A 20,359-nucleotide genomic window follows, 5' to 3' on the forward strand; every position below is an offset into this window, starting at 1 on the left:
ACGCTGGATGCGTGGCAGTCGTCGATGTATCCGAAGAGCTGAAGTCCCTCTCCTCGACCATGGAGTCGATCGAGGCCGTCCTGGACCTCGACAGGATGAGGGCAGACATCGCCGTGCTCGAGGAGCAGGCGGCCGCGCCCTCCCTGTGGGACGACCCGGAGGCGGCGCAGAAGATCACCAGCAAGCTCTCGCACCTCCAGGCCGAGGTGCGGAAGGCCGAAGCCCTGCGCGGCCGGATCGACGATCTCGGCGTGCTCTTCGAGATGGCCGAGGAGGAGGACGACCCGGACACCCGTGCCGAGGCCGAGACCGAGCTCGCGGCCGTCCGCAAGGCGCTGGACGAGATGGAGGTCCGCACCCTGCTCTCCGGCGAGTACGACGCGCGCGAGGCGCTCGTCAACATCCGCGCCGAGGCGGGTGGCGTGGACGCCGCCGACTTCGCCGAGAAGCTCCAGCGCATGTACCTGCGCTGGGCCGAGCAGCACGGCTACAAGACCGAGGTCTACGAGACGTCGTACGCGGAGGAGGCCGGCATCAAGTCGACCACCTTCGCCGTGCAGTCGCCGTACGCCTACGGCACCCTCTCCGTCGAGCAGGGCACCCACCGCCTCGTGCGCATCTCGCCCTTCGACAACCAGGGGCGCCGCCAGACCTCCTTCGCGGGCGTCGAGATCCTCCCCGTGGTCGAGCAGACCGACCACATCGAGATCGACGAGTCCGAACTGCGCGTGGACGTGTACCGGTCCTCCGGCCCCGGCGGCCAGGGCGTGAACACCACCGACTCGGCGGTGCGCCTCACCCACATCCCCACCGGCATCGTCGTCTCCTGCCAGAACGAGCGCTCGCAGATCCAGAACAAGGCCACCGCCATGAACGTCCTCCAGGCCAAGCTCCTGGAGCGGCGCCGCCAGGAGGAGCAGGCCAAGATGGACGCCCTCAAGGGCGACGGGGGCAACTCCTGGGGCAATCAGATGCGTTCGTACGTGCTGCACCCGTACCAGATGGTCAAGGACCTGCGCACGGAGCACGAAGTGGGCAACCCCGAGGCCGTGTTCAACGGCGAGATCGACGGCTTCCTCGAGGCCGGCATTCGCTGGCGCAAGCAGCAGGAGAAGTAAAGCGAAGCGGAATCGCCGCTTTGTCGACAAGGCAACTGCCGCTCTTCGGGCGGCAGTTGCCTTTTGTCTGCCCGCCGTTCGCCGGTGATGTCTGGGTTTTGCATCACACTCACACCCTTTGTGTCCGGCATACGTCCCTTACCTGGACATCGCGTACGCAATGGCCTTGACGTTGCTTTGAACATTAGGAATGGTGAGGCGCGGCATGCGTATTTCTGGGGCGCATGTGAACCGGGGGGCTTGAGCACACATGCAGCCGCCCCCCGTCGATCACAGCCCCGAGTGCGGCCTCACCGACTAATCGGCTACTGGGGGTAGCAACTACATGACGAAGAAGACGCGCATCCGTGTCGCGCGCATCGCGGCCGGCGCCGTGATCGCGGCCGGCGCCTCGCTGACCGCCGCGGGCGCCGCCTCGGCGCTGGAGATCGGCATCGGCGCGGGGGTCGGCGACACCGGTGTCAACCTCGGCGTGAGCGTCGGCGACGACGACGAGCCGACGGACCCGCCCACCATCCCGACGGACCCCAACGAGCCGACGGACCCGGGTACCACGGACCCGACCGACCCGGGCACCACGGACCCGACGGACCCGGGTACGACCGACCCGACGGACCCGGGCACCACGGACCCGACCGACCCGGGCACGTCCGACCCGACGGACCCGGGCACCACGGACCCGACCGACCCGGGCACGAGCGACCCCACCAACCCGACCGACCCGGGTGACGGTGGCGACAACGGCAACGGCAACGGCGGCAACGGCAACGGCGGCTCGGGCAACGGCAACGGAGGCGGCGGCGACAACACCTCCCCCGACGGCGGCGGCAACGACAACGTCACCCAGGACCAGGGTTCCTCGGCCCTGACCGACACCGGCGAGCAGGCTCCGGCCTCCTCCGGCAACGCCGCTCAGGGTGACGGCAAGGAGCTCGCCGAGACCGGTGCCGCTGAGACCACGTTCCTGCTGGTCGGCGCCGCGACGATGATCGCCGGCGGCATCGGCTTCCGCTTCCTGCCGCGTCTGATGAACGGCCGCGGCGGCGCTGCTGCCTGACGGTAGCCGCCCGCGTACGCACCGCGCACGCACCTGAAGGGGCCCGGAGCATCACCGCTCCGGGCCCCTGTTGCGCTCTCCGTGTCCGTGTCGTGCCCGTGTGTCCGCGTCCTGGAGGCCCTGAAGGCCTCCCCAGACCCGTCAGACGGTCTGCTGGGCCAGCAGGGCCACCGCGGCGACCAGCACCGCCAGCAGCGCGATCAGCGCCATCGGGTTCAGCCCCGAGAAGGGGTTGCTCTCCTGCTGCAGCCGCTCGCGGTTGGCCCGGCACACCGGGCACCTGCCCTCGCTCACGGGCGCCGCGCAGTTCGCGCACACCAACCGGTCGTACGTCATGCGCTCGCCCTCCTTGCCACCGGCTCTGTCTGGAACAACGCCCGCGACGGTACGAACGTTCCCCTTCCACTGTGCCAGGTTCCGCGGGGCCCTGCGCGCCCTCCCGCGGGGACAAAACGCGCAACTGCTACGCAACCCCGACCGGTGACTGCGGTCGGCTCCCCGGTTCGCGTATGGTCACGCACATCTACCCCCGGCGACCCGTGGTGCATCCGTGATCCGATTCGACAACGTCTCCAAGGTCTACCCCAAACAGAGCCACCCAGCCCTCAGGGATGTCTCCCTGGAGGTCGAGAAGGGCGAGTTCGTCTTCCTCGTGGGATCCTCCGGCTCGGGAAAGTCCACCTTCCTGCGGCTGATCCTCCGCGAGGAGCGGTGCAGCCACGGACAGGTGCACGTGCTGGGCAAGGACCTCTCCCGCCTGTCCAACTGGAAGGTGCCGCAGATGCGGCGCCAGCTGGGGACGGTCTTCCAGGACTTCCGCCTGCTGCCGAACAAGACGGTCGGCGAGAACGTCGCCTTCGCCCAGGAGGTCATCGGCAAGTCCCGCGGCGAGATCCGCAAGTCCGTGCCCCAGGTGCTCGACCTGGTCGGACTCGGCGGCAAGGAGGACCGCAGGCCCGGCGAGCTGTCCGGCGGTGAGCAGCAGCGCGTCGCCATCGCCCGGGCCTTCGTCAACCGGCCCAAGCTGCTGATCGCCGACGAGCCCACGGGCAACCTCGACCCGCAGACCTCCGTCGGCATCATGAAGCTGCTCGACCGCATCAACCGGACGGGCACCACCGTGGTGATGGCCACGCACGACCAGAACATCGTGGACCAGATGCGCAAGCGCGTCATCGAGCTGGAGAAGGGCCGCCTCGTCCGGGACCAGGCACGCGGTGTCTACGGCTACCAGCACTGACGAGCCGCTGACGACGAGGAACGAAAGGCTTAACGAGACGCCATGCGCGCCCAGTTCGTAGTCTCGGAGATCGGTGTCGGTCTTCGCCGCAATCTGACGATGACCTTCGCGGTCATCGTCTCGGTCGCCCTGTCCCTGGCCCTGTTCGGCGGGTCACTGCTGATGAGCGACCAGGTCAGCACCATGAAGGGCTACTGGTACGACAAGGTCAACGTCTCGGTCTTCCTCTGCAACAAGAGCGACGCCGAGTCCGACCCCAACTGCGCCAAGGGTGCGGTGACCGAGGACCAGAAGAAGCAGATCATGGCCGACCTCGACGAGATGGCCGTCGTCGAGAAGGTGACGTACGAGTCGCAGGACGAGGCGTACAAGCACTACAAGGAGCAGTTCGGCGACTCGCCGCTGGCCAGCTCCCTCACGCCGGACCAGATGCAGGAGTCCTACCGGATCAAGCTGAAGGACCCGGAGAAGTACCAGGTCATCGCGACCGCCTTCGACGGCCGTGAGGGCGTGCAGTCCGTGCAGGACCAGAAGGGCATCCTGGACAACCTCTTCGGTCTCCTCAACGGCATGAACTGGGCCGCCCGCGCGGTGATGGCCCTCATGCTCGTCGTCGCCCTGATGCTGATCGTCAACACCGTGCGCGTCTCGGCGTTCAGCCGGCGCCGCGAGACCGGCATCATGCGCCTCGTGGGCGCCTCGGGCTTCTACATCCAGGCGCCGTTCATCATGGAGGCGGCGGTCGCCGGTCTCATCGGCGGTGGTGTCGCCTGCGGATTCCTGGTGATCGCCCGGTACTTCATCATCGACCACGGACTCGCCCTGTCCGAGAAGCTGAACCTGATCAACTTCATCGGCTGGGACGCCGTCTTGACCAAGCTCCCGCTCATCCTGGCCGTGAGTCTGCTGATGCCCGCGTTGGCCGCGTTCTTCGCGCTGCGCAAGTACCTGAAGGTGTGACACATACCAAGGGGGTCGTACGGTCGAGCGACCGTACGACCCCCTTGCGTTGTCCTAGACTCACCGGCATGTCAGGTCGTGCCCTGTTCTGTCAGCCCCGTCGCGCACGCCACGGGGCCGCCCTGACCTTGGTGTTCGCGAGCGTGCTCGTCGCGGGCGCGGCCACCGGCTCGCTCCCCGGGACGGACCGGAAGTCCGGGCCCGCCACGGCCGGTTCGGCCGTCCCGGCCGGCCGGCAGGCCCAACCCGAGGACGTCGCCCGCGCGGCGGCCGAGGCCATGGCCCACGGCAAGTCCCCCGTGGAGGCCGCCGAACGCGCGGTCAGCCGCAGCGGGGACCGCTGGGGCGCCATCTACTCCCAGGGCGAGTACGAGGAGTTGGAGGACGCCCTCGACGGCCGGTACACCGGCGTCGGGCTCTCCGCACGCCGCGAACGGGACGGCCGTATCCAGGTGACCAGGGTGCGCTCCGGGTCGCCCGCCGCCGACGCCGGGATCCGCGAGGGCGACCGCCTGCGCAGCGTCGACGGCGAGCGGGTCGACGGGCGGCCCGTCACCGAGGTCGTCTCCATACTCCGCGGCGACGCCGAGGCCGAGCCCGCAGGCACCGCCGTACGGCTGGGTCTTGAGCGCGGCACGCGTGCGTGGACGGAGACCGTACGGCGCGCCCGGCTGTCCACGGACCCCGTGACCGTCCGCACGCTCGCCGACGGCCTCACCGTCGTCAAGGTCACCTCCTTCACCAAGGGCGTCGGCGATCAGGTGCGCGAGGCGGTGGCAGGGGTGCCGTCCGGCGCCGGCGTCGTCCTGGACCTGCGCGGCAATTCCGGCGGCCTGGTCACCGAGGCCGTCACCGCCGCCTCCGCCTTCCTCGACGGCGGCCTGGTCGCCACGTACGACGTCGACGGCGACCAGCGCGCCCTGCACGCCGAACCCGGAGGCGACACCGCCAGACCCCTGGTCGCGCTCGTCGACGGCGGCACGATGAGCGCGGCCGAACTCCTCACGGGGGCCCTCCAGGACCGCGGCCGGGCCGTCGTCCTGGGCTCCCGCACCTTCGGCAAGGGCTCGGTGCAGATGCCGAGCCGGCTGCCCGGCGGCTCGGTGGCCGAGCTGACCGTCGGCCACTACCGCACCCCCTCCGGCCGCGGCGTCGACGGCACGGGCATCACCCCCGACCTCGAGGTCGACCCGGTCGACCCCGCCGCCCTGGAGCGGGCCCGGACCGTGCTGAGCGGACTGGGGCGCGAGGCGAACGACCCCGCGTAATCGGCTTTCCGCGAGGCCCCTCCGTAGTGCCAAAATGGACCGCACTATGGCTAAGGAAAAAGGGCGCAAGCTGATCGCGCAGAACAAGAAGGCGCGGCACGACTACCAGATCCTCGACACCTACGAGGCCGGCCTCGTGCTGTCCGGTACCGAGGTGAAGTCACTGCGCCAGGGGCGGGCCTCGCTGGTCGACGGCTTCGTGCAGCTGGACGGACACGAAGCGTGGCTGCACAACGTGCACGTGCCGGAGTACAGCCAGGGCACCTGGACCAACCACAGCGCGCGCCGCAAGCGGAAGCTGCTGCTGCACCGCGTGGAGATCGACAAGCTGGAGTCGAAGTCCCAGGAGACCGGTCACACGATCGTGCCGCTGGCGCTCTACTTCAAGGACGGCCGGGCCAAGGTCGAGATCGCGCTGGCACGGGGCAAGAAGGAGTACGACAAGCGGCAGACCCTCCGGGAGAAGCAGGACCGGCGCGAGGCGGAGCGGACGATCTCGGCGATCCGGCGCAAGCAGCGGGCCTGAGCGCCCCGGAATAGGCTGGCACGCGTGCGTGTTGTTCACGTACGATGGCACCTGCACCTCACAGCGGGTGCGCTCCCTCTCCGGAGGGCCCTCCTCGGAGGGTTTGAAAAATCAACATGGGGATGATCGGTTTCGACAGCGGCTGTCGAAGCAGGGGAAGCGTGTCGAGGAAGCGGCCATGATCTCGTAAACCACAGGCCGAAAAAAATAATCGCCAACACCAAGCGCGATTCCTCCCAGCAGGCCTTCGCCCTCGCTGCCTGATCTCAGGTAGCAGAGCGAGCCTCCTACTAAAGGGAGTGTCAGCCCGGGGCTGTTCCCGACCCGGATCCTGGCATCAGCTAGGGGACTAAACCTTGATCCCGGTCACGGGGTGAAGAGGGAAACCAAACAGTGACTGGGCCCGTCGGAGACTTGTTCGCGTGATCTCCGGGGCCGAGAAAATCGAAGCGGACTGCACACGGAGAAGCCCTGGTTCCGCACCGTTGGACGCGGGTTCGATTCCCGCCATCTCCACGAGGTCGAGGGCGACGTGTGCTCGCGGTAAGCGCGAGCCACGTCGCCCTCGTCGTTTTTGCACGGCTTCGCCGCGCGGCGCGGGGGCTCCGCCACCCGCACCCCCTCACCGGGACCGCTCGGCCGGGAGCAAGGTCAGGAGCAGGGCGATGGCCGCCGCCGTGACCGGGACGGTGTAGGCGGCGGTGGGGGAGACGTGTTCCACCGTCCAGCCGCCCGCCGCGCTGCCGCAGGCGATCCCGCCGAGGAGGCCGGTCACCGCGAGGGTCATGCCCTCGTTCAGGCGGCCCTCCGGCGTGCGGCGCTGGACCAGGGTCATCGTGGTGACCATCGTCGGGGCCGTCGCCATCCCGCCGACCAGCAGCGTGAGCGCCAGCAGGGGCAGGGAGCCGCTGAGGGAGGCCGCGAGCAGGGGCAGGACCAGCAGGGCCGTCATCGCGGCCACGCACCACGGCAGGCGGTGCTCGGCCGGTCCGGCCGGCTTGAGCGCGCCGTAGAGCAGGCCCGCGGCGCAGGAACCGGCCGCCTGCAGGGCGAGCACCGCACCGGCCGCCGCGCGGTGACCCTGTGCGTCCGCGAACGCGATCGTGACGACCTCCATCGCGCCGAAGATCCCGCCCATCGCCAGGCACACCACCAGCAGGGGCGGGATGCCCGGCGCCCGGAAGGGTGCCTTCGCCGTCGGGCGCGGGCGGGCCGGCGGCTCGGTCGAACGCTGGGCGGCGAACAGCAGCATGCCGGTCACCAGCAGCACCACGCCCACGAGCGTGCCCGCCTCGGGAAACAGCGCCGTGCACAGGAACGCCGCGAGGACGGGGCCGAGCATGTAGCACAACTCGTCCGTGGCCTGCTCGAAGGAGTTCGCGGTGTGCAGCGCGTCCGCGTCGCCCTTCAGCAGGTGGGACCAGCGGGCGCGGGCCATGCCGCCGGTGTTGGGGGTCGTCGCCGTGGCGGCGTACGCGGCGAACAGGGTCCAGGCCGGCGCCCCGTACCGCACGCACAGCAGCAGGGCGACGGAGCCCAGCGCGGCGAACAGGGTGGCGGGTACGGCCACCCGCGCCTGGCCGTACCGGTCCACGAGCCGCGCGGTCCACGGGGCGACCAGTGCCGTCGCCGCCAGTCCCGTCGCGGTGACGGCGCCGGCGAGGGCGTACGAACCACGGGTGCCGGCGATCATCACCACCGCGCTCACGCTGAACATGCCCATGGGCAGCCGGGCGATGAGGTTCCCGGTCGTGAAGCCGCGTGCACCGGGTGTGGACAGGAGGCGCCGGTACGGGCCCGGCGGGCGGCGCCGGGTGCGTGGGCGGAAGTCGGCCGCGACCACGGTGTCCGCGGTGACGGCCAGGAAGGGGGCGGGGGAAGCGGGGCGGGACGGGTGCGCGGAGGTCGGTTGCGGCATGGGTCCACCGTCGCCCGGGGGTGATCCGGCGGTCCAACACCTACTCCGTGGCCATTGACGCAACCCCGTTGTAAATTCACCGGATGCCCGCACCCGCCCACCTCGATCCCCGCCTCCTGCGCGCCTTCGTCACCGTCGCCGAGGAACTGCACTTCACCCGCGCCGCCGCCCGGCTCTACGTCGCCCAGCAGGCGCTCAGCAGGGACGTGCGGCGCCTGGAGCGGGAGTTGGGGGCCGAGCTGTTCGTCCGCACCACCCGGCAGGTGACGCCGACGGCCGACGGAGAGCGGCTGCTGCCGTACGCCCGCCGGGTCCTCCAGGCGCAGGACGACCTGCTCGCCGCCTTCGGACAGGCCCGCCCGCTGCTCGTCGACCTCAACTCCCCGGGGCTGGTCACCGGCCGCCTCGTCCTGGAGCGGGCCCGTTCGCTCACGCCCGAGCTGGAGCTGATGGCACGCTACGAGAGCGGACTGACCCACGCCGCCGGAGAACTGGTCGCGGGCCGCCTCGACGCCTCCTTCGGCCGGTTCGCGGGGCTGCCCGCGGCGTTGCGGGCGGGGCTCGGCCACCAGCCGGTGCGCTACGAGCCCATGGCGGTCGTACTGCCCGAGGACCACCCGCTGGCCCGGCTGACGGAGGTGCCGCTGACCGCGCTCGCCGGGGAGAGCGTGTACGCCGGGGCCGGCAACCCGCGCACACCGGAGTGGACCGACCTCGCCCACCTCCTCTTCGAGGGGCGCGGCATCCGGGTGGCGTCCCCCGCGCCGCTGGCGATCGGCGAGGAGGAGTTCCAGCGCATCATGGACAAGACGCGCAACCCGATCCTCGCCGTGCGGAGCTTTCCGGCCATGCCTTCGACGGTGGTACGGCCGCTCGTCGACCCCGTGCCGCTCTCGCCTGTGTCGCTCGTGTGGCGCAAGGGACTGGTGCATCCCGCGCTCGACGCGCTGCGCCGGGCAGCGTCCCAGGTCGCGACCGAAAAGGGTTGGTTGGAGGTTCCCGACGGGGGATGGATTCCGGCCGCCGACGCCGCTGTGATGTCTGTCCACAAGTGACACGCGGCCACCACACATCCCCCGCGTGCGCTACATTCTTTGCCTGAGCACGGTGTGATACAGGGGGCGCTCGAACCTGGTGGGGGCCGGTCCGGCCGACGAGTGCTCGGAGTCGTATGCGCACCCGGAAGTGTTCCGTGGGGGGAAGTGCGCACGCGTGAAGAATTGGCAAAAAGACGCCCAACCGGAGTGGCACGATGTCGAGTCCGGGGCTCGTGATCTCTCGGAGGCAGGACGACATGCTGACGCCACCGAGGTGCTGCCTCCGACCCGGGCCTTCCCTCCGGCTGGGGGGTCCCCGATGAGCGCGAGCCGGCCCGCCGGGTTCGACGGGCCCGACAGGTCCGATTCCAGAGGTTCTTCTGGTTCCTCCGGTCCTTCTGTTCCCTCCGGTTCTTGGGGTTCCTCGGGTTCCTCGGGTTCTTCCGGTTCCGCCGGGGCCCCGTCGGGTCCGGGGTGGTTCGGGGATCCCGGCGCGGGCCCGCGCGGCCGCGGGAGTTCCGCCGCGGACCGGACGGAGATCCTCGGTGCCCGAATAGGCGGCCACGGTCGCCGTGTTCCGGGCCCGGACCCGTCCGCCCAGGGCCGGATAACCTGGGGCACCACCGACCCCGCCGGGGCGAGCCCCGGCAACTTCGCCCCCAGCCACGGCCCGACCGACGCCGTTCCCGGCAACGCGGCCCCGGGGCCCGACCTGTTCGGCAAGGCCCCGCACGCAGCCCCCGCGCCCGGCGCCGCCCACCACGCCCACGGCGCCGCCCACGGCACAGGCGCCGCCCAGGACCCCGACCGGACGGACGTCCTCCCGTCGGCCGGTCCCACCCGCGCCTTCCCCGCACCCGCGCCCATACCCCCGCCCGGCCCCGCCACCGCCGCACTCCGCGATCCCTGGCAGGAGCTGCCGGACACGGACGGCGACGCGGGCCCCGGCACCGGAGCCGCCGGTCACACCCACGACCCGCACGAGGTCACGGTCCAGCTCGACGCCGTCCACCTCGGCGACGGCCAGCTCCTGCGCGCCGACCGCGGACACCGCAAGAGCGGCCCCGAGCCCTCCGAAGGCCCCGTCTTCGTCGACGCGTCGGGCCGCCGCAGCCGCCTGTACCGCCGCCTTGGCATCGTCGTCGGCATCGCCTGCGCGGTCTACGCCGTAGTCATCGTCTCCACGCTGCTCTCCGGCAACTCCGACGCCCCCTGGATGCCCGTACCGGGCCAGCAGGAGGGCGCCCCGGCCGGCCAGGTCGACACCAGCCCGCTGCCCTCGGAGTCGGCGCAGCCCTCCGGCGCCGCCGTCCCGCAGACCAGCCCCTCGGCCGACGCCGGCACGGCGACCGCACCGGGTGCCGGGGCACCCGCGTCCGGTACGTCCGGCGTCACCGGCGGCACCGCGGAGCAGCCCGGCACCAGCACCGGCCCGCAGTCCTCGGCGTCCGGGACCGGCCGGAACCCGGGCGGTTCCGGCGCGACCGGCCCCGACCCGGCACAGTCGACGCGGGCCTCGACCCCGGCCACCACGGACCCGTCGACGCCGGCAGGCGGCGACACCCCCGCCGGCCCGACCGAACCCACCGGCGGCTCCACCACGGACGCCGGCCCGGGCGAGGGCGGCACCAACCCCAACGGCGCGGGCGGCCCGGACCCCGTCGCGGGCCCGGCCGGCGCCCCCGTCGTGGCCGCCGGCCCGGCCGGCACCGCCACGTCGTCCTCCTCCGACTCCTCCGATTCCGCCGCTTCTTCCGACTCCCTTTCCCTGTCCCCGGAGAACACCCTCTGATGGCACCTCGCACCCGCCGTCACGGGGCCGCGCGCAGCGCCCGTGAGGGCTCCCGCCGTCGCCTGCCGTTGCGCCTGCTGCTTCCGCTGCTCCTCCTGGTCGCCCTGGTGGCGATGCTCATGCTGCGCGGATACGTGCACAGCGAGATCCTCGCCGACCACCGCGTCCAGCCGCCCGCCGCCACCACCGACGTACCCGAGAAGATCCTCGAGGGCGGTCCGGTCATCGACACGCGCGGCGGCCGCACCGACAGCCTCAGCGTGCCCGACCACCGGCTCGTCCTCACCTTCGACGACGGACCGGACCCGACCTGGACGCCACGCGTCCTCGACGTGCTGAAGAAGCACGACGCGCACGCGGTCTTCTTCGTCACCGGCACCATGGCCTCCCGCTACCCCGACCTCGTCCAGCGCATGGTCGACGAGGGCCACGAGGTGGGCCTGCACACCTTCAACCACCCCGACCTCTCCTTCCAGTCCAAGAAGCGCATCGACTGGGAGCTGTCGCAGAACCAGCTGGCGCTCACCGGCGCGGCCGGCGTGCGCACCTCGCTGTTCCGTCCGCCGTACTCCTCCTTCGCCGACGCCATGGACAACAAGTCCTGGCCGGTCACCGAGTACATCGGCAGCCGCGGCTACCTCACCGTCGTCAACAACACCGACAGCGAGGACTGGAAAAAGCCCGGCGTCGACGAGATCATCCGCCGGGCCACCCCGCACGGCGGCAAGGGCGCCATCGTCCTGATGCACGACTCCGGCGGCGACCGCCACCAGACCGTGCAGGCCCTGGACAGGTTCCTGCCGGACCTGAAGAAGAAGGGCTACGAGTTCGACAACCTCACCGAGGCCCTGGACGCGCCCAGCGCCATGACCCCGGTGACCGGCGCCGAACTGTGGAAGGGCAGGGCTTGGGTCTTCCTGGTCCAGGCGTCGGAGCACCTCACCGACGTCCTGGTGGTGGGCCTGGCGGTCATCGGCACGCTGGTCATCGGACGCTTCGGCATGATGCTGCTCCTGTCCGGCGTCCACGCCCGCAGGGTGCGCCGCAGACGCTTCCGCTGGGGCCCGGCGGTCACCGAACCGGTGACGGTGCTGGTCCCGGCGTACAACGAGGCCAAGTGCATCGAGAACACGGTGCGTTCCCTGGTGGCCAGCGACCACCCGGTCGAGGTCATCGTCGTCGACGACGGCTCCAGCGACGGCACCGCACGCATCGTGGAGGGGCTCGGCCTGCCGGGCGTCCGGGTGATCCGGCAGCTCAACGCGGGCAAGCCGGCCGCGCTCAACCGGGGTCTGGCCAACGCCCGTCACGACATCGTCGTGATGATGGACGGCGACACCGTCTTCGAGCCCTCCACCGTGCGTGAACTCGTCCAGCCCTTCGGCGACCCGAAGGTGGGCGCCGTGGCCGGCAACGCGAAGGTCGGCAACAAGGACAGCCTCATCGGCGCCTGGCAGCACATCGAGTACGTGATGGGCTTCAACCTGGACCGCCGGATGTACGACGTCCTCGGCTGCATGCCGACCATCCCCGGCGCGGTCGGCGCCTTCCGCCGCTCCGCCCTGGAGCCCATCGGCGGCATGAGCGACGACACGCTCGCCGAGGACACCGACGTCACCATGGCGCTGCACCGGGCGGGCTGGCGGGTCGTCTACGCCGAGAACGCCCGCGCCTGGACCGAGGCCCCGGAGTCCGTCAGCCAGCTGTGGTCCCAGCGCTACCGCTGGTCGTACGGCACGATGCAGGCCATCTGGAAGCACCGCCGCGCGGTGATCGAGAAGGGGCCCTCGGGCCGCTTCGGCCGGGTGGGGCTGCCCTTCGTCTCGCTGTTCATGGTCGTGGCCCCGCTGCTGGCCCCGCTGATCGACGTCTTCCTGCTCTACGGCCTCGTCTTCGGCCCGACCGACAAGACGATCGTGGCGTGGCTGGGCGTCCTCGCCATCCAGGCGGTGTGCGCGGCGTACGCCTTCCGGCTCGACCGGGAGAAGCTGACCCCGCTCATCTCGCTGCCCCTCCAGCAGATCCTGTACCGCCAGATCATGTACGTGGTGCTGCTCCAGTCCTGGATCACGGCGCTCACCGGCGGCCGGCTGCGCTGGCAGAAGCTGCGGCGCAGCGGCGGTGTGTCCGCGCCGCCGCCCGGTGCCGACGGAGTACCGCCCCAGCGGCGCTCCGGCGCCATGGACGGGAGGCGGCCGGTCGGATGACCACCCCGCCGTTCGAGCCGACGCGGCCGTACCCCGCCGCGCCCGTCCCGCCCCCAGCGCCCGTCCCGGCCGGCTCCGCGCCGGCCGCCACCCGGAGAGCCCCGCACGTGACCGCACCACCGTCCCCCTACCTGCCCGCCGGCGCGGACCCGGCCGCCCTGTCCGCCCAGTCCGCGTCGCCCGCCCCGGTGGGCCCGGCCGTGCCCCCGGAGAAGCAGGCCCGGCGCGGTCCCGTCCGGGACCGGTACTTCGACCTGCTCCGGGCGGTGGCCCTCTTCCGCGTGGTCCTCTACCACCTGATGGGCTGGGCCTGGCTGCCGGTGGTGTTCCCGTCCATGGGCGTCATGTTCGCCCTCGCGGGCAACCTGATGGCCCGCAGCCTCAAGCGTCCGGCCGTCCAGGTCGTCCGCAGCCGCATGCGCCGCCTGCTGCCGCCGCTGTGGCTGCTGGGAGCCGTGGGCGTGACCGGCATGGTGCTGCAGGGCTGGGGACCGAACGAGGACGGGCATCCGGGCTGGTGGTGGTTCCACCTCCTCTACTGGATCCTGCCGCTGAGCGATCCGCCGTTCGCCGAGAGCGTGCCGGGCATCCACGGCATCCTGGGCGAGGACTGGGCCGGGGAACTCGCCGGGCCGCTCTGGTACATCCGCGCCTACCTCTGGTATGTGCTGCTCTCCCCGGTCCTGCTGCGCGCGCTGCGGGCCCTGCCCTGGCTGACGATCCTGGCGCCGCTCGCCCTGTCGGCCGCCTTCCAGTTCGGCTACCTGAACCTGCCGGGCGAGCGCTTCCCGTCCGCGCTCACCGACTTCAGCACCTTCGGCGCCTGCTGGATCCTCGGCATGGCCCACCAGGAAGGCATCCTGAAGCGGCTGCCGCGCTACGTGGTGCCCTCGGTGGCGCCGGTGATCGCCGCGCTCGGGCTCTGGTACGCCTTCCGCGAGGGCTTCAACACCGGGTACGACCTGGACTCCATCCCCTTCGCCCAGGCCGTCTGGTCCTTCGCGACGGTGCTGCTGCTCCTGCACGTCAGCCCGTCGTGGACCGAGTGGCCGCGACGGCTGCGCCGCTGGGACCGGCTGATCACCCTGCTCAACTCCCGCGCGGTGACGATCTACCTGTGGCACAACATCTGCATCCTCGTCGCGGCCACGCTCTGGGACCAGCTGTGGGGCTTCGAGGTCATGTACGAGAACGTCCCGTGGCTGCTGGAGAGCCCCTGGCCGGTCCTGGTCATCGCCTGGCTGCTCATCGGGAGCTGCATCGTCTGGTTCGGGTGGATGGAGGACGTGGCCGCCAAGCGCAGGCCCCAGCTGTGGCCGGACGGCGGCAGGCGCCCGGCACCGAAGCGGTCCGGGGCCCGCGCCGCGCACCGGGGCTGACGTGTGTCGGCCCTCCGTGCGAGACTGCCCCGGTTGCGGAAGTGAACAGGGTGGCGTGAGCCGGTCAGGGGGAGCAGCGGGATGAGCAAGCGGCAGACGCAGCGCATGCTGCAGTTGATGGCGAGCGGGGAGCCGGTCCAGCTCACGAGCCGGATGTCGTCCGTGAAGAAGCTCGCCAAACTCGCCTTCGTCGCCCAGCAGTTCGGGTACGAGTACGCGGACGTGCGCCAGAGCGGGGGGAACAACGCCGCGCTCACCATGCTGCTCGTCCCCGACCCGAGCCCGCAGGCCCGCACCCGGGCCGCGCAGAACTGGGCGCAGTACCCGAACGCCGGTGACGGCGTGTCGCTGCCGCCGCTCGTGCCGGACGCCTTCGAACTCCTCAAGGCGCGGATCAACTTCGACCTCACCGGCAAGAACGCCCAGAAGAACATGGGCTACGGCGCGCTCGGCGGCACCATCGCCTGTGTGGTCATCGCCTTCCGCGAAGGCGGTTCGTCCGACGACTTCGTCATCTCCGGGATCATCTGGCTGGTCCTCATGGCGGCCCTGGGCCTCGGCTTCCTCGTCACCCGCAAGCGCAACGCCAAGTTCGCGGCCCGGCTGCAGGCCGCCGGATTCGTGCCGATGACCGACGAGACGGGGCGGGTGCGGTACCTGCCGCCCGGCGGACAGCTGCCGGGGCACGGGAACCCGTTCGCCGGCACCGCGCCCGGCGGCTACGGCCAGCCGGCCCCCGGCCAGTACGCCCCCCAGCCGCCGCAGCAGCAGCCGTACGGCGGGCCGCAGCAGGCCCCCCAGCCGTACGCACCGCAGCAGGCTCCCCAGCCGTACGCACCGCAGCAGGCGCCGCAGGCCCAGCCGCCCTACGCGCCTCCGCAGGGCCGGCAGCCGTATCCGCCGCAGCAGGCCCCGCAGGCCCCGCAGCCGTACGGCCAGCCGCAGCAGCAGCCCTACGCACCCCCGCAGCCGCAGCAGCCGTACCCGCCGCAGGGCCACCCGCAGCAGAACCCGCACTGGCAGCCCCGGCCTCCGCAGGGCTGACCGCGATCTCTCACCGGCCACCGGCGCCGGGTGAGAGCGACGTTCCCTCCCGGTCATCCACAGCCCCACCGGCCCGAAACGCGTCCCGCCTAGCGTCGGCGCGACCGAGTTGTGGAGCACCGTGGAGGCGTCATGACAGTCCCTGGCGGCCGCTGGATCACGTACTGGGATCCCGAGGACGAGATTTTCTGGCGGGAGACGGGGGAGCGGACCGCCCGGCGGAACCTGTTCTTCTCCGTCCTGTCCGAGCACATCGGGTTCTCCGTCTGGACGATGTGGTCCGTGCTGGTGCTCTTCATGGGCCCGGAGTACGGGCTGTCACCGGCCGACAAGTTCCTGCTGACGTCCGTCGTGACGCTCGTCGGCGCGGTGGTGCGGGTGCCGTACACCTTCGCCGTCGCCGTCTTCGGCGGGCGGAACTGGACGGTCGTGTCCGCCGGGCTGCTGCTCGTGCCGACCGTCGCGGCCTTCGCCGTCATGGAACCGGGGACGTCCTTCTCGACCTTCCTGCTGGTCGGGCTGCTGGCCGGCATCGGCGGCGGCAACTTCGCCTCCTCCATGACCAACATCAACGCGTTCTTCCCGCTCAGGAAGAAGGGCTGGGCGCTCGGGCTCAACGCCGGGGGCGGCAACATCGGTGTGCCGGTCATCCAGCTGGCCGCGCTCGCGATCATCGGCGCGGGCGGCGGGCCCCGGGTGCTGCTCGGCGTCTACATCCCGCTGATCCTGCTGGCCGCGGTGCTCGCCGCGCGCCGCATGGACAACCTCGCCTCGGTGAAGAACGACACCGGGGCCGCCAAGGACGCCGCGCGGGACGTCCACACCTGGATCATGTCCGTGCTGTACATCGGCACCTTCGGCTCGTTCATCGGCTACAGCTTCGCCTTCGGGCAGGTGCTCCAGAGCCAGTTCGGGCGGAGTCCGCTCCAGGCGGCGTACCTGACGTTCATCGGTCCGCTGCTCGGCTCGCTGATCCGCCCGGTGGGCGGCAGGCTCGCCGACCGGTACGGCGGTGCGCGCATCACCCTGGGGAACTTCGTCGCCATGGCCGCCGCGACGGCCGTACTGATCGCGGCCAGTGCGGCGGATTCGCTCGCGCTGTTCGTGGCCGTGTTCGTGGTGCTGTTCGTGCTCAGCGGGCTGGGCAACGGGTCGACGTTCAAGATGATCCCCGGGATCTTCCAGAACAAGGCGCTGGCCGAGGGGCTGGAGGGGGAGGCGGCGGTGGCGTACGGACGGCGGCTCTCCGGGGCCTCCATGGGGCTGATCGGCGCGGTGGGAGCGCTCGGCGGCGTGGCGATCAACCTCGCCTTCCGGCAGTCCTTCCTCTCCTCTGGGTCGGGCACCGGCGCCTTCGTGGCCTTCCTCGCCTTCTACGCCGTGTGCCTCGCCGTCACGTGGGCGGTATACCTTCGCCGGCCCGCCGTACGGACGCCGGAGGCCGCCGCGGGCCCGGACCGGGCGAGGGCCGGACTCAGCCGTGCCGAGGTGTGACGTAACACTGGTGACATGAAGCGGAACCGAGCCCGTCACGCGGTGTTGGCAGGCTCGGTCGCCACGTGACTGTGCACGTGGGTGGGAACGGAACGGAGCGCGGCGAGCGATGGACGACGTGAGCGACGTGGGGGAGCCGTACGGCGGGGGCGACGAGGCGCGGGAGCCGGGGCACGGCCCGCTGGCCGGGTTCACCGTGGGCGTGACCGCCGCCCGCCGGGCCGATGAGCTGGGCGCCCTGCTCCAGCGGCGCGGAGCCGCCGTCCTGCACGCGCCGGCGCTGCGGATCGTGCCGCTCGCCGACGACGGTGAGCTGCTGGCCGCGACCAAGCGGATCGTCGACCGGGCACCGGACGTCGTCGTCGCCACCACCGCCATCGGGTTCCGGGGCTGGGTCGAGGCCGCCGACGGCTGGGGGCTCGGGGACGCCCTGCTGGATCGGTTGCGCACGGTGGAGCTGCTGGCACGCGGGCCCAAGGTCAAGGGCGCGGTCCGGGCCGCGGGACTGACGGAGCGGTGGTCACCCGCCTCGGAGTCCATGGCCGAAGTCCTGGACCGGCTCCTGGAACAGGGCGTGGCGGGCCGCCGGATCGCCGTACAGCTGCACGGTGAGCCGCTGCCGGGGTTCGTGGAGGCGCTGCGGGAGGGCGGCGCCGAGGTGCTGGGGGTGCCCGTGTACCGGTGGCTGCCGCCGGAGGACCTCGGTCCCGTGGACCGGCTGCTGGACGCCGCCGTGTCGCGGGGCGTGGACGCCGTGACGTTCACCAGCGCGCCGGCCGCGGTGTCCCTGCTGGGGCGGGCCGAGGAGCGGGGCATGCTCCCGGAGCTGCTCGCCGCGTTCGGCCACGAGGTGCTGCCCGCCTGCGTCGGGCCGGTCACCGCGGTGCCGCTCCAGGCGCACGGCGTCGCCACGGTCCAGCCCGAACGCTTCCGGCTCGGGCCCCTCGTCCAACTGCTGTGCCGGGAGCTGCCGGCCCGTGCCCGTGCCCTGCCGGTCGCCGGGCACCGGCTGGAGATCCGCGGGCACGCCGTACTGGTCGACGGGGAGCTGCGGGCCGTACCGCCGGCCGGCATGTCCCTCCTGCGCGCCCTCGCCCGGCGGCCCGGCTGGGTCGTGCCCCGCGCCGACCTGCTGCGCGCCCTGCCGGGCACCGGCCGCGACGAGCACGCCGTCGAGACGGCCATGGCCCGCCTGCGCACCTCCCTCGGCACCCCGAAGCTCGTCCAGACGGTGGTGAAACGCGGCTACCGCCTCGCCCTGGACCCGGCGACGACCACCAAGTACACGACGGACTGACCCGTCGGCCGCGTACGGCGGGAAGGGGACGTGTCGGGGGTGTCCGCCCGCCGCGGTTGACGCGTCAACGCAGTTCACTTCTGCGGCCGACCGATTCCGCGCCGTTCCGAGGACGGACACCCCCCGGCCCGGCCCCGACCCACACGCACCCCGAGGCGCTACGCGCACCCCCACCGCCGAAGGCACCCCCACAGGCGCCGCGGGCACCCCGCCCCCCGTCGCGGGCACCCCGCACCGCAGGCGCTACGCGCGCCCACACCGCCGAAGGCACCCGCCCCCCGTCGCGGGCACCCCGCACCGCAGGCGCTACGCGCGCCCCCACCGCCGAAGGCACCCGCCTCCCACCGCGGGCACCCCGCACCCCCACCGCCGAAGGCACCCGCACAGGCGCCGCGGGCATCCCGCACCCCGCCGCGGGCACCCCGCACCGCAGGCGCTACGCGCACCCCCACCGCCGAAGGCACCCGCACAGGCGCCGCGGGCATCCCGCGCCCCACCGCGGGCACCCCGCACCCCCACCGCCGAAGGCACCCGCACAGGCGCCGCGGGCATCCCGCACCCCGCCGCAGGCACCCGCCCCCGCCGCTCGCCGCACCCCACCGCGGGCACCCGCACAGGCGCCGCAGGGACCCCGCACCCCGACGCTCGCCGCACCCGCGACCGGGGCGCCCGGCCGCGCTCACCGGGGTGTCCCGTGCGCGGCCTCCCGGCGTACCGCCGCCGAAGCGGCCCATGACGTCGTCCGTGCCCGCGCCGTCGCTCCCGCCGCCAGGCAGGCCGTCGCCACCGTCGACAGCGCGGCGCGTACGGCGTTCCAGGCCAGCCACGGGTCCTCGAACCGCTCCCGCAGCACCGCCGGGTCACCGGGCCGGGCCAGGGCGTCGTTCAGGGGGACGTTGCTGGCCACGGTGACCAGGAAGGCGAGCGCGTACGCCGTCGCGCCCGCCCAGACCCACCAGCGGCCCGGCATCCGGCGCGACTGCCGTGCCGCCAGGCCCGCGAGCACCAGCGCGCCCAGGAAGACCGGCAGGAACACCGGGTTCTCGATCACGTCGTTGATGTCGCGCATGACGTCGACGTAGACCCGGTCGTCGCTGCGCGCCAGCGCCGGCATCACGGCACAGGCGAAGACGTAGAAGGTCCCGGCCATCAGGCCCGTGGCGACCGTGGCCGCGACCAGTACTCCACCGGCGGTGCGGGACCGCCGTACCCCGTTGACGTCTGACATGCGTCCAGTCAACGGGCGCCGCGGCGCGCCGGACATGGCCCGGACGCGCGGGCGCATGCGCGAGCGTCCACGCCGGAGCGGTACGAGGGGTTCCGGGCGCGGAGACGGGCAGGCACTGTAGAGGGAGCGGTTCCCCTGCTCCCCTCTCCGGCCCGCCCCACACGGGCACCCCAAGGCGGTGACAGGAACATGGCACTGGGTACGGCCACCGACCCGTACGAGCTGCGGTTCGACACCGGGCGGTCCTGTCTGGACCTCATCGCCACCACCCACCCCGTCGAACGCCTCGGCTCCCTGGACGCGCTGCGCGCCTGGATCACCGGCTCCGGACTCGTCCCGTCCGGCACCCCGCTGACCCACGCCGACCCCTCCTGGCTGACCGGCTTCCGCGAACTGCGCGCCGAGACCGCGAGGTTGGTCCGCACCCGGCCGGTCCCCCGCACCCCCGCGTACGACCTCGCGCTCGCCCGCGTCAACGAACTCGCCCTCGCCGCGCCCCCCGCACCCCGAGCCGTACCCGGCGAGGACGGCGCGCTGGTGCGGGAGCTGACCGGGCCGCCGCCGTGCGCCGCGCTGCTCGGCGCCCTCGCCCGGGACGCCGTGGAGCTCCTCACCGACCCCGTCGCGCGGGCGAGCCTCAGGCAGTGCGCGGGCGACAACTGCCCCATCGTGTACGTGGACACCTCCCGCGGCCGCCGCCGGCGCTGGTGCTCCAGCGAGATCTGCGGCAACCGCGAGCGCGTCGCCCGGCACCGCCGCCGCGCCGCCCTCGCCCGGTAAGTACCCGTAGATTC

General features: G+C 72.3%; 17 protein-coding genes and 1 other RNA gene. 15 read left to right on the plus strand and 3 right to left on the minus strand.

Annotated features, from left to right (window positions below; genetic code table 11):
- The first annotated feature begins 11 nt into the window (after positions 1–11).
- Both prfB and NI25_RS24010 read left to right on the plus strand, forming a co-directional pair.
- A complete protein-coding gene (gene prfB / locus NI25_RS24005) occupies positions 12–1,118 on the plus strand; it encodes a peptide chain release factor 2 (protein ID WP_061444421.1) in 1,107 nt (368 codons plus the stop codon).
- 325 nt (positions 1,119–1,443) lie between these two features.
- A complete protein-coding gene (locus NI25_RS24010) occupies positions 1,444–2,175 on the plus strand; it encodes a hypothetical protein (protein ID WP_061444422.1) in 732 nt (243 codons plus the stop codon).
- A gap of 141 nt (positions 2,176–2,316) precedes the next feature.
- Here the strand turns inward: NI25_RS24010 and NI25_RS24015 are convergent, their stop codons facing one another.
- Entirely contained in the window at positions 2,317–2,511 is a 195-nt protein-coding gene (locus tag NI25_RS24015; RefSeq protein WP_030402048.1) for a hypothetical protein, read from the minus strand.
- 214 nt (positions 2,512–2,725) lie between these two features.
- Between NI25_RS24015 and ftsE the strand changes: the two genes are divergently transcribed.
- The 5 genes from ftsE to ssrA all read left to right on the plus strand — a co-directional run bounded on the left by ftsE (position 2,726) and on the right by ssrA (position 6,688).
- Positions 2,726–3,415, plus strand: coding sequence for a cell division ATP-binding protein FtsE (ftsE, locus tag NI25_RS24020; RefSeq protein ID WP_019325705.1), 690 nt, complete (start codon positions 2,726–2,728; stop codon positions 3,413–3,415).
- Between the two features lie 42 nt (positions 3,416–3,457).
- Positions 3,458–4,375 carry a permease-like cell division protein FtsX gene (gene ftsX / locus NI25_RS24025; RefSeq protein WP_030402047.1) on the plus strand — a complete coding sequence of 306 codons (918 nt, stop codon included), beginning with the start codon at positions 3,458–3,460 and terminating at the stop codon, positions 4,373–4,375.
- 68 nt (positions 4,376–4,443) lie between these two features.
- Positions 4,444–5,643, plus strand: a complete 1,200-nt coding sequence (locus tag NI25_RS24030) for a S41 family peptidase (protein WP_199561024.1) — start codon at positions 4,444–4,446, stop codon at positions 5,641–5,643.
- 46 nt (positions 5,644–5,689) lie between these two features.
- A complete protein-coding gene (smpB, locus tag NI25_RS24035; RefSeq protein ID WP_007450171.1) occupies positions 5,690–6,169 on the plus strand; it encodes an SsrA-binding protein SmpB in 480 nt (159 codons plus the stop codon).
- A gap of 118 nt (positions 6,170–6,287) precedes the next feature.
- Positions 6,288–6,688: a transfer-messenger RNA gene (ssrA, locus tag NI25_RS24040) on the plus strand.
- Between the two features lie 103 nt (positions 6,689–6,791).
- Here ssrA and NI25_RS24045 read toward each other — a convergent pair.
- The gene (locus NI25_RS24045) at positions 6,792–8,087 is read right to left on the minus strand and encodes an MFS transporter (RefSeq protein WP_061444424.1); all 1,296 of its coding nucleotides are present in this window, start codon (positions 8,085–8,087) and stop codon (positions 6,792–6,794) included.
- 83 nt (positions 8,088–8,170) lie between these two features.
- On the opposite strand from NI25_RS24045, the gene NI25_RS24050 reads away from it, so the two are divergent.
- The 7 genes from NI25_RS24050 (at position 8,171) to NI25_RS24080 (ending at position 18,337) form a co-directional block, all read left to right on the plus strand.
- The gene (locus NI25_RS24050) at positions 8,171–9,142 is read left to right on the plus strand and encodes a LysR family transcriptional regulator (protein ID WP_061444425.1); all 972 of its coding nucleotides are present in this window, start codon (positions 8,171–8,173) and stop codon (positions 9,140–9,142) included.
- A gap of 301 nt (positions 9,143–9,443) precedes the next feature.
- Positions 9,444–10,916: a hypothetical protein gene (locus NI25_RS24055; protein ID WP_061444426.1), complete on the plus strand. Its 1,473-nt coding sequence runs from the start codon at positions 9,444–9,446 to the stop codon at positions 10,914–10,916.
- On the plus strand, positions 10,916–13,123 hold the full coding sequence (locus NI25_RS24060; RefSeq protein ID WP_061444427.1) for a glycosyltransferase: 2,208 nt from the start codon (positions 10,916–10,918) through the stop codon (positions 13,121–13,123). Before NI25_RS24055 ends, NI25_RS24060 begins: the two co-directional genes overlap by 1 nt.
- Positions 13,124–13,230: 107 nt before the next feature.
- Positions 13,231–14,502, plus strand: a complete 1,272-nt coding sequence (locus tag NI25_RS24065; protein WP_420710756.1) for an acyltransferase family protein — start codon at positions 13,231–13,233, stop codon at positions 14,500–14,502.
- A gap of 81 nt (positions 14,503–14,583) precedes the next feature.
- Complete coding sequence (locus tag NI25_RS24070) at positions 14,584–15,546, plus strand: hypothetical protein (protein ID WP_061444428.1); 963 nt, start codon at positions 14,584–14,586, stop codon at positions 15,544–15,546.
- A 132-nt stretch (positions 15,547–15,678) separates the two neighbouring features.
- Positions 15,679–17,040 (plus strand): nitrate/nitrite transporter, encoded by a 1,362-nt coding sequence (locus tag NI25_RS24075; protein WP_061444429.1) that lies wholly within the window; start codon positions 15,679–15,681, stop codon positions 17,038–17,040.
- A 109-nt stretch (positions 17,041–17,149) separates the two neighbouring features.
- A complete protein-coding gene (locus NI25_RS24080) occupies positions 17,150–18,337 on the plus strand; it encodes a uroporphyrinogen-III synthase (protein WP_061444430.1) in 1,188 nt (395 codons plus the stop codon).
- A gap of 679 nt (positions 18,338–19,016) precedes the next feature.
- Here the strand turns inward: NI25_RS24080 and NI25_RS24085 are convergent.
- On the minus strand, positions 19,017–19,565 hold the full coding sequence (locus NI25_RS24085) for a DUF1772 domain-containing protein (RefSeq protein WP_107071821.1): 549 nt from the start codon (positions 19,563–19,565) through the stop codon (positions 19,017–19,019).
- A 189-nt stretch (positions 19,566–19,754) separates the two neighbouring features.
- Between NI25_RS24085 and NI25_RS24090 the strand changes: the two genes are divergently transcribed.
- A complete protein-coding gene (locus tag NI25_RS24090) occupies positions 19,755–20,345 on the plus strand; it encodes a CGNR zinc finger domain-containing protein (protein WP_061444432.1) in 591 nt (196 codons plus the stop codon).
- Positions 20,346–20,359: the final 14 nt, after the last annotated feature.

Source organism: Streptomyces sp. CCM_MD2014 (assembly GCF_000772045.1).
GTDB lineage: Bacteria > Actinomycetota > Actinomycetes > Streptomycetales > Streptomycetaceae > Streptomyces > Streptomyces salinarius.

What these genes read in the sequence shown, in the direction of transcription:
- NI25_RS24055 (WP_061444426.1), top strand. Translation starts at nt 9,444, where the DNA reads ATGAGCGCGAGCCGGCCCGCCGGGTTCGACGGGCCCGACAGGTCCGAT.
- NI25_RS24090 (WP_061444432.1), top strand. Translation starts at nt 19,755, where the DNA reads ATGGCACTGGGTACGGCCACCGACCCGTACGAGCTGCGGTTCGACACC.
- NI25_RS24075 (WP_061444429.1), top strand. Translation starts at nt 15,679, where the DNA reads ATGACAGTCCCTGGCGGCCGCTGGATCACGTACTGGGATCCCGAGGAC.
- smpB (WP_007450171.1), top strand. Translation starts at nt 5,690, where the DNA reads ATGGCTAAGGAAAAAGGGCGCAAGCTGATCGCGCAGAACAAGAAGGCG.
- NI25_RS24085 (WP_107071821.1), bottom strand. Translation starts at nt 19,565, where the DNA reads ATGTCAGACGTCAACGGGGTACGGCGGTCCCGCACCGCCGGTGGAGTA.
- NI25_RS24060 (WP_061444427.1), top strand. Translation starts at nt 10,916, where the DNA reads ATGGCACCTCGCACCCGCCGTCACGGGGCCGCGCGCAGCGCCCGTGAG.
- NI25_RS24045 (WP_061444424.1), bottom strand. Translation starts at nt 8,087, where the DNA reads ATGCCGCAACCGACCTCCGCGCACCCGTCCCGCCCCGCTTCCCCCGCC.
- NI25_RS24015 (WP_030402048.1), bottom strand. Translation starts at nt 2,511, where the DNA reads ATGACGTACGACCGGTTGGTGTGCGCGAACTGCGCGGCGCCCGTGAGC.
- NI25_RS24080 (WP_061444430.1), top strand. Translation starts at nt 17,150, where the DNA reads ATGGACGACGTGAGCGACGTGGGGGAGCCGTACGGCGGGGGCGACGAG.
- NI25_RS24050 (WP_061444425.1), top strand. Translation starts at nt 8,171, where the DNA reads ATGCCCGCACCCGCCCACCTCGATCCCCGCCTCCTGCGCGCCTTCGTC.
- NI25_RS24030 (WP_199561024.1), top strand. Translation starts at nt 4,444, where the DNA reads ATGTCAGGTCGTGCCCTGTTCTGTCAGCCCCGTCGCGCACGCCACGGG.
- ftsX (WP_030402047.1), top strand. Translation starts at nt 3,458, where the DNA reads ATGCGCGCCCAGTTCGTAGTCTCGGAGATCGGTGTCGGTCTTCGCCGC.
- NI25_RS24010 (WP_061444422.1), top strand. Translation starts at nt 1,444, where the DNA reads ATGACGAAGAAGACGCGCATCCGTGTCGCGCGCATCGCGGCCGGCGCC.
- NI25_RS24070 (WP_061444428.1), top strand. Translation starts at nt 14,584, where the DNA reads ATGAGCAAGCGGCAGACGCAGCGCATGCTGCAGTTGATGGCGAGCGGG.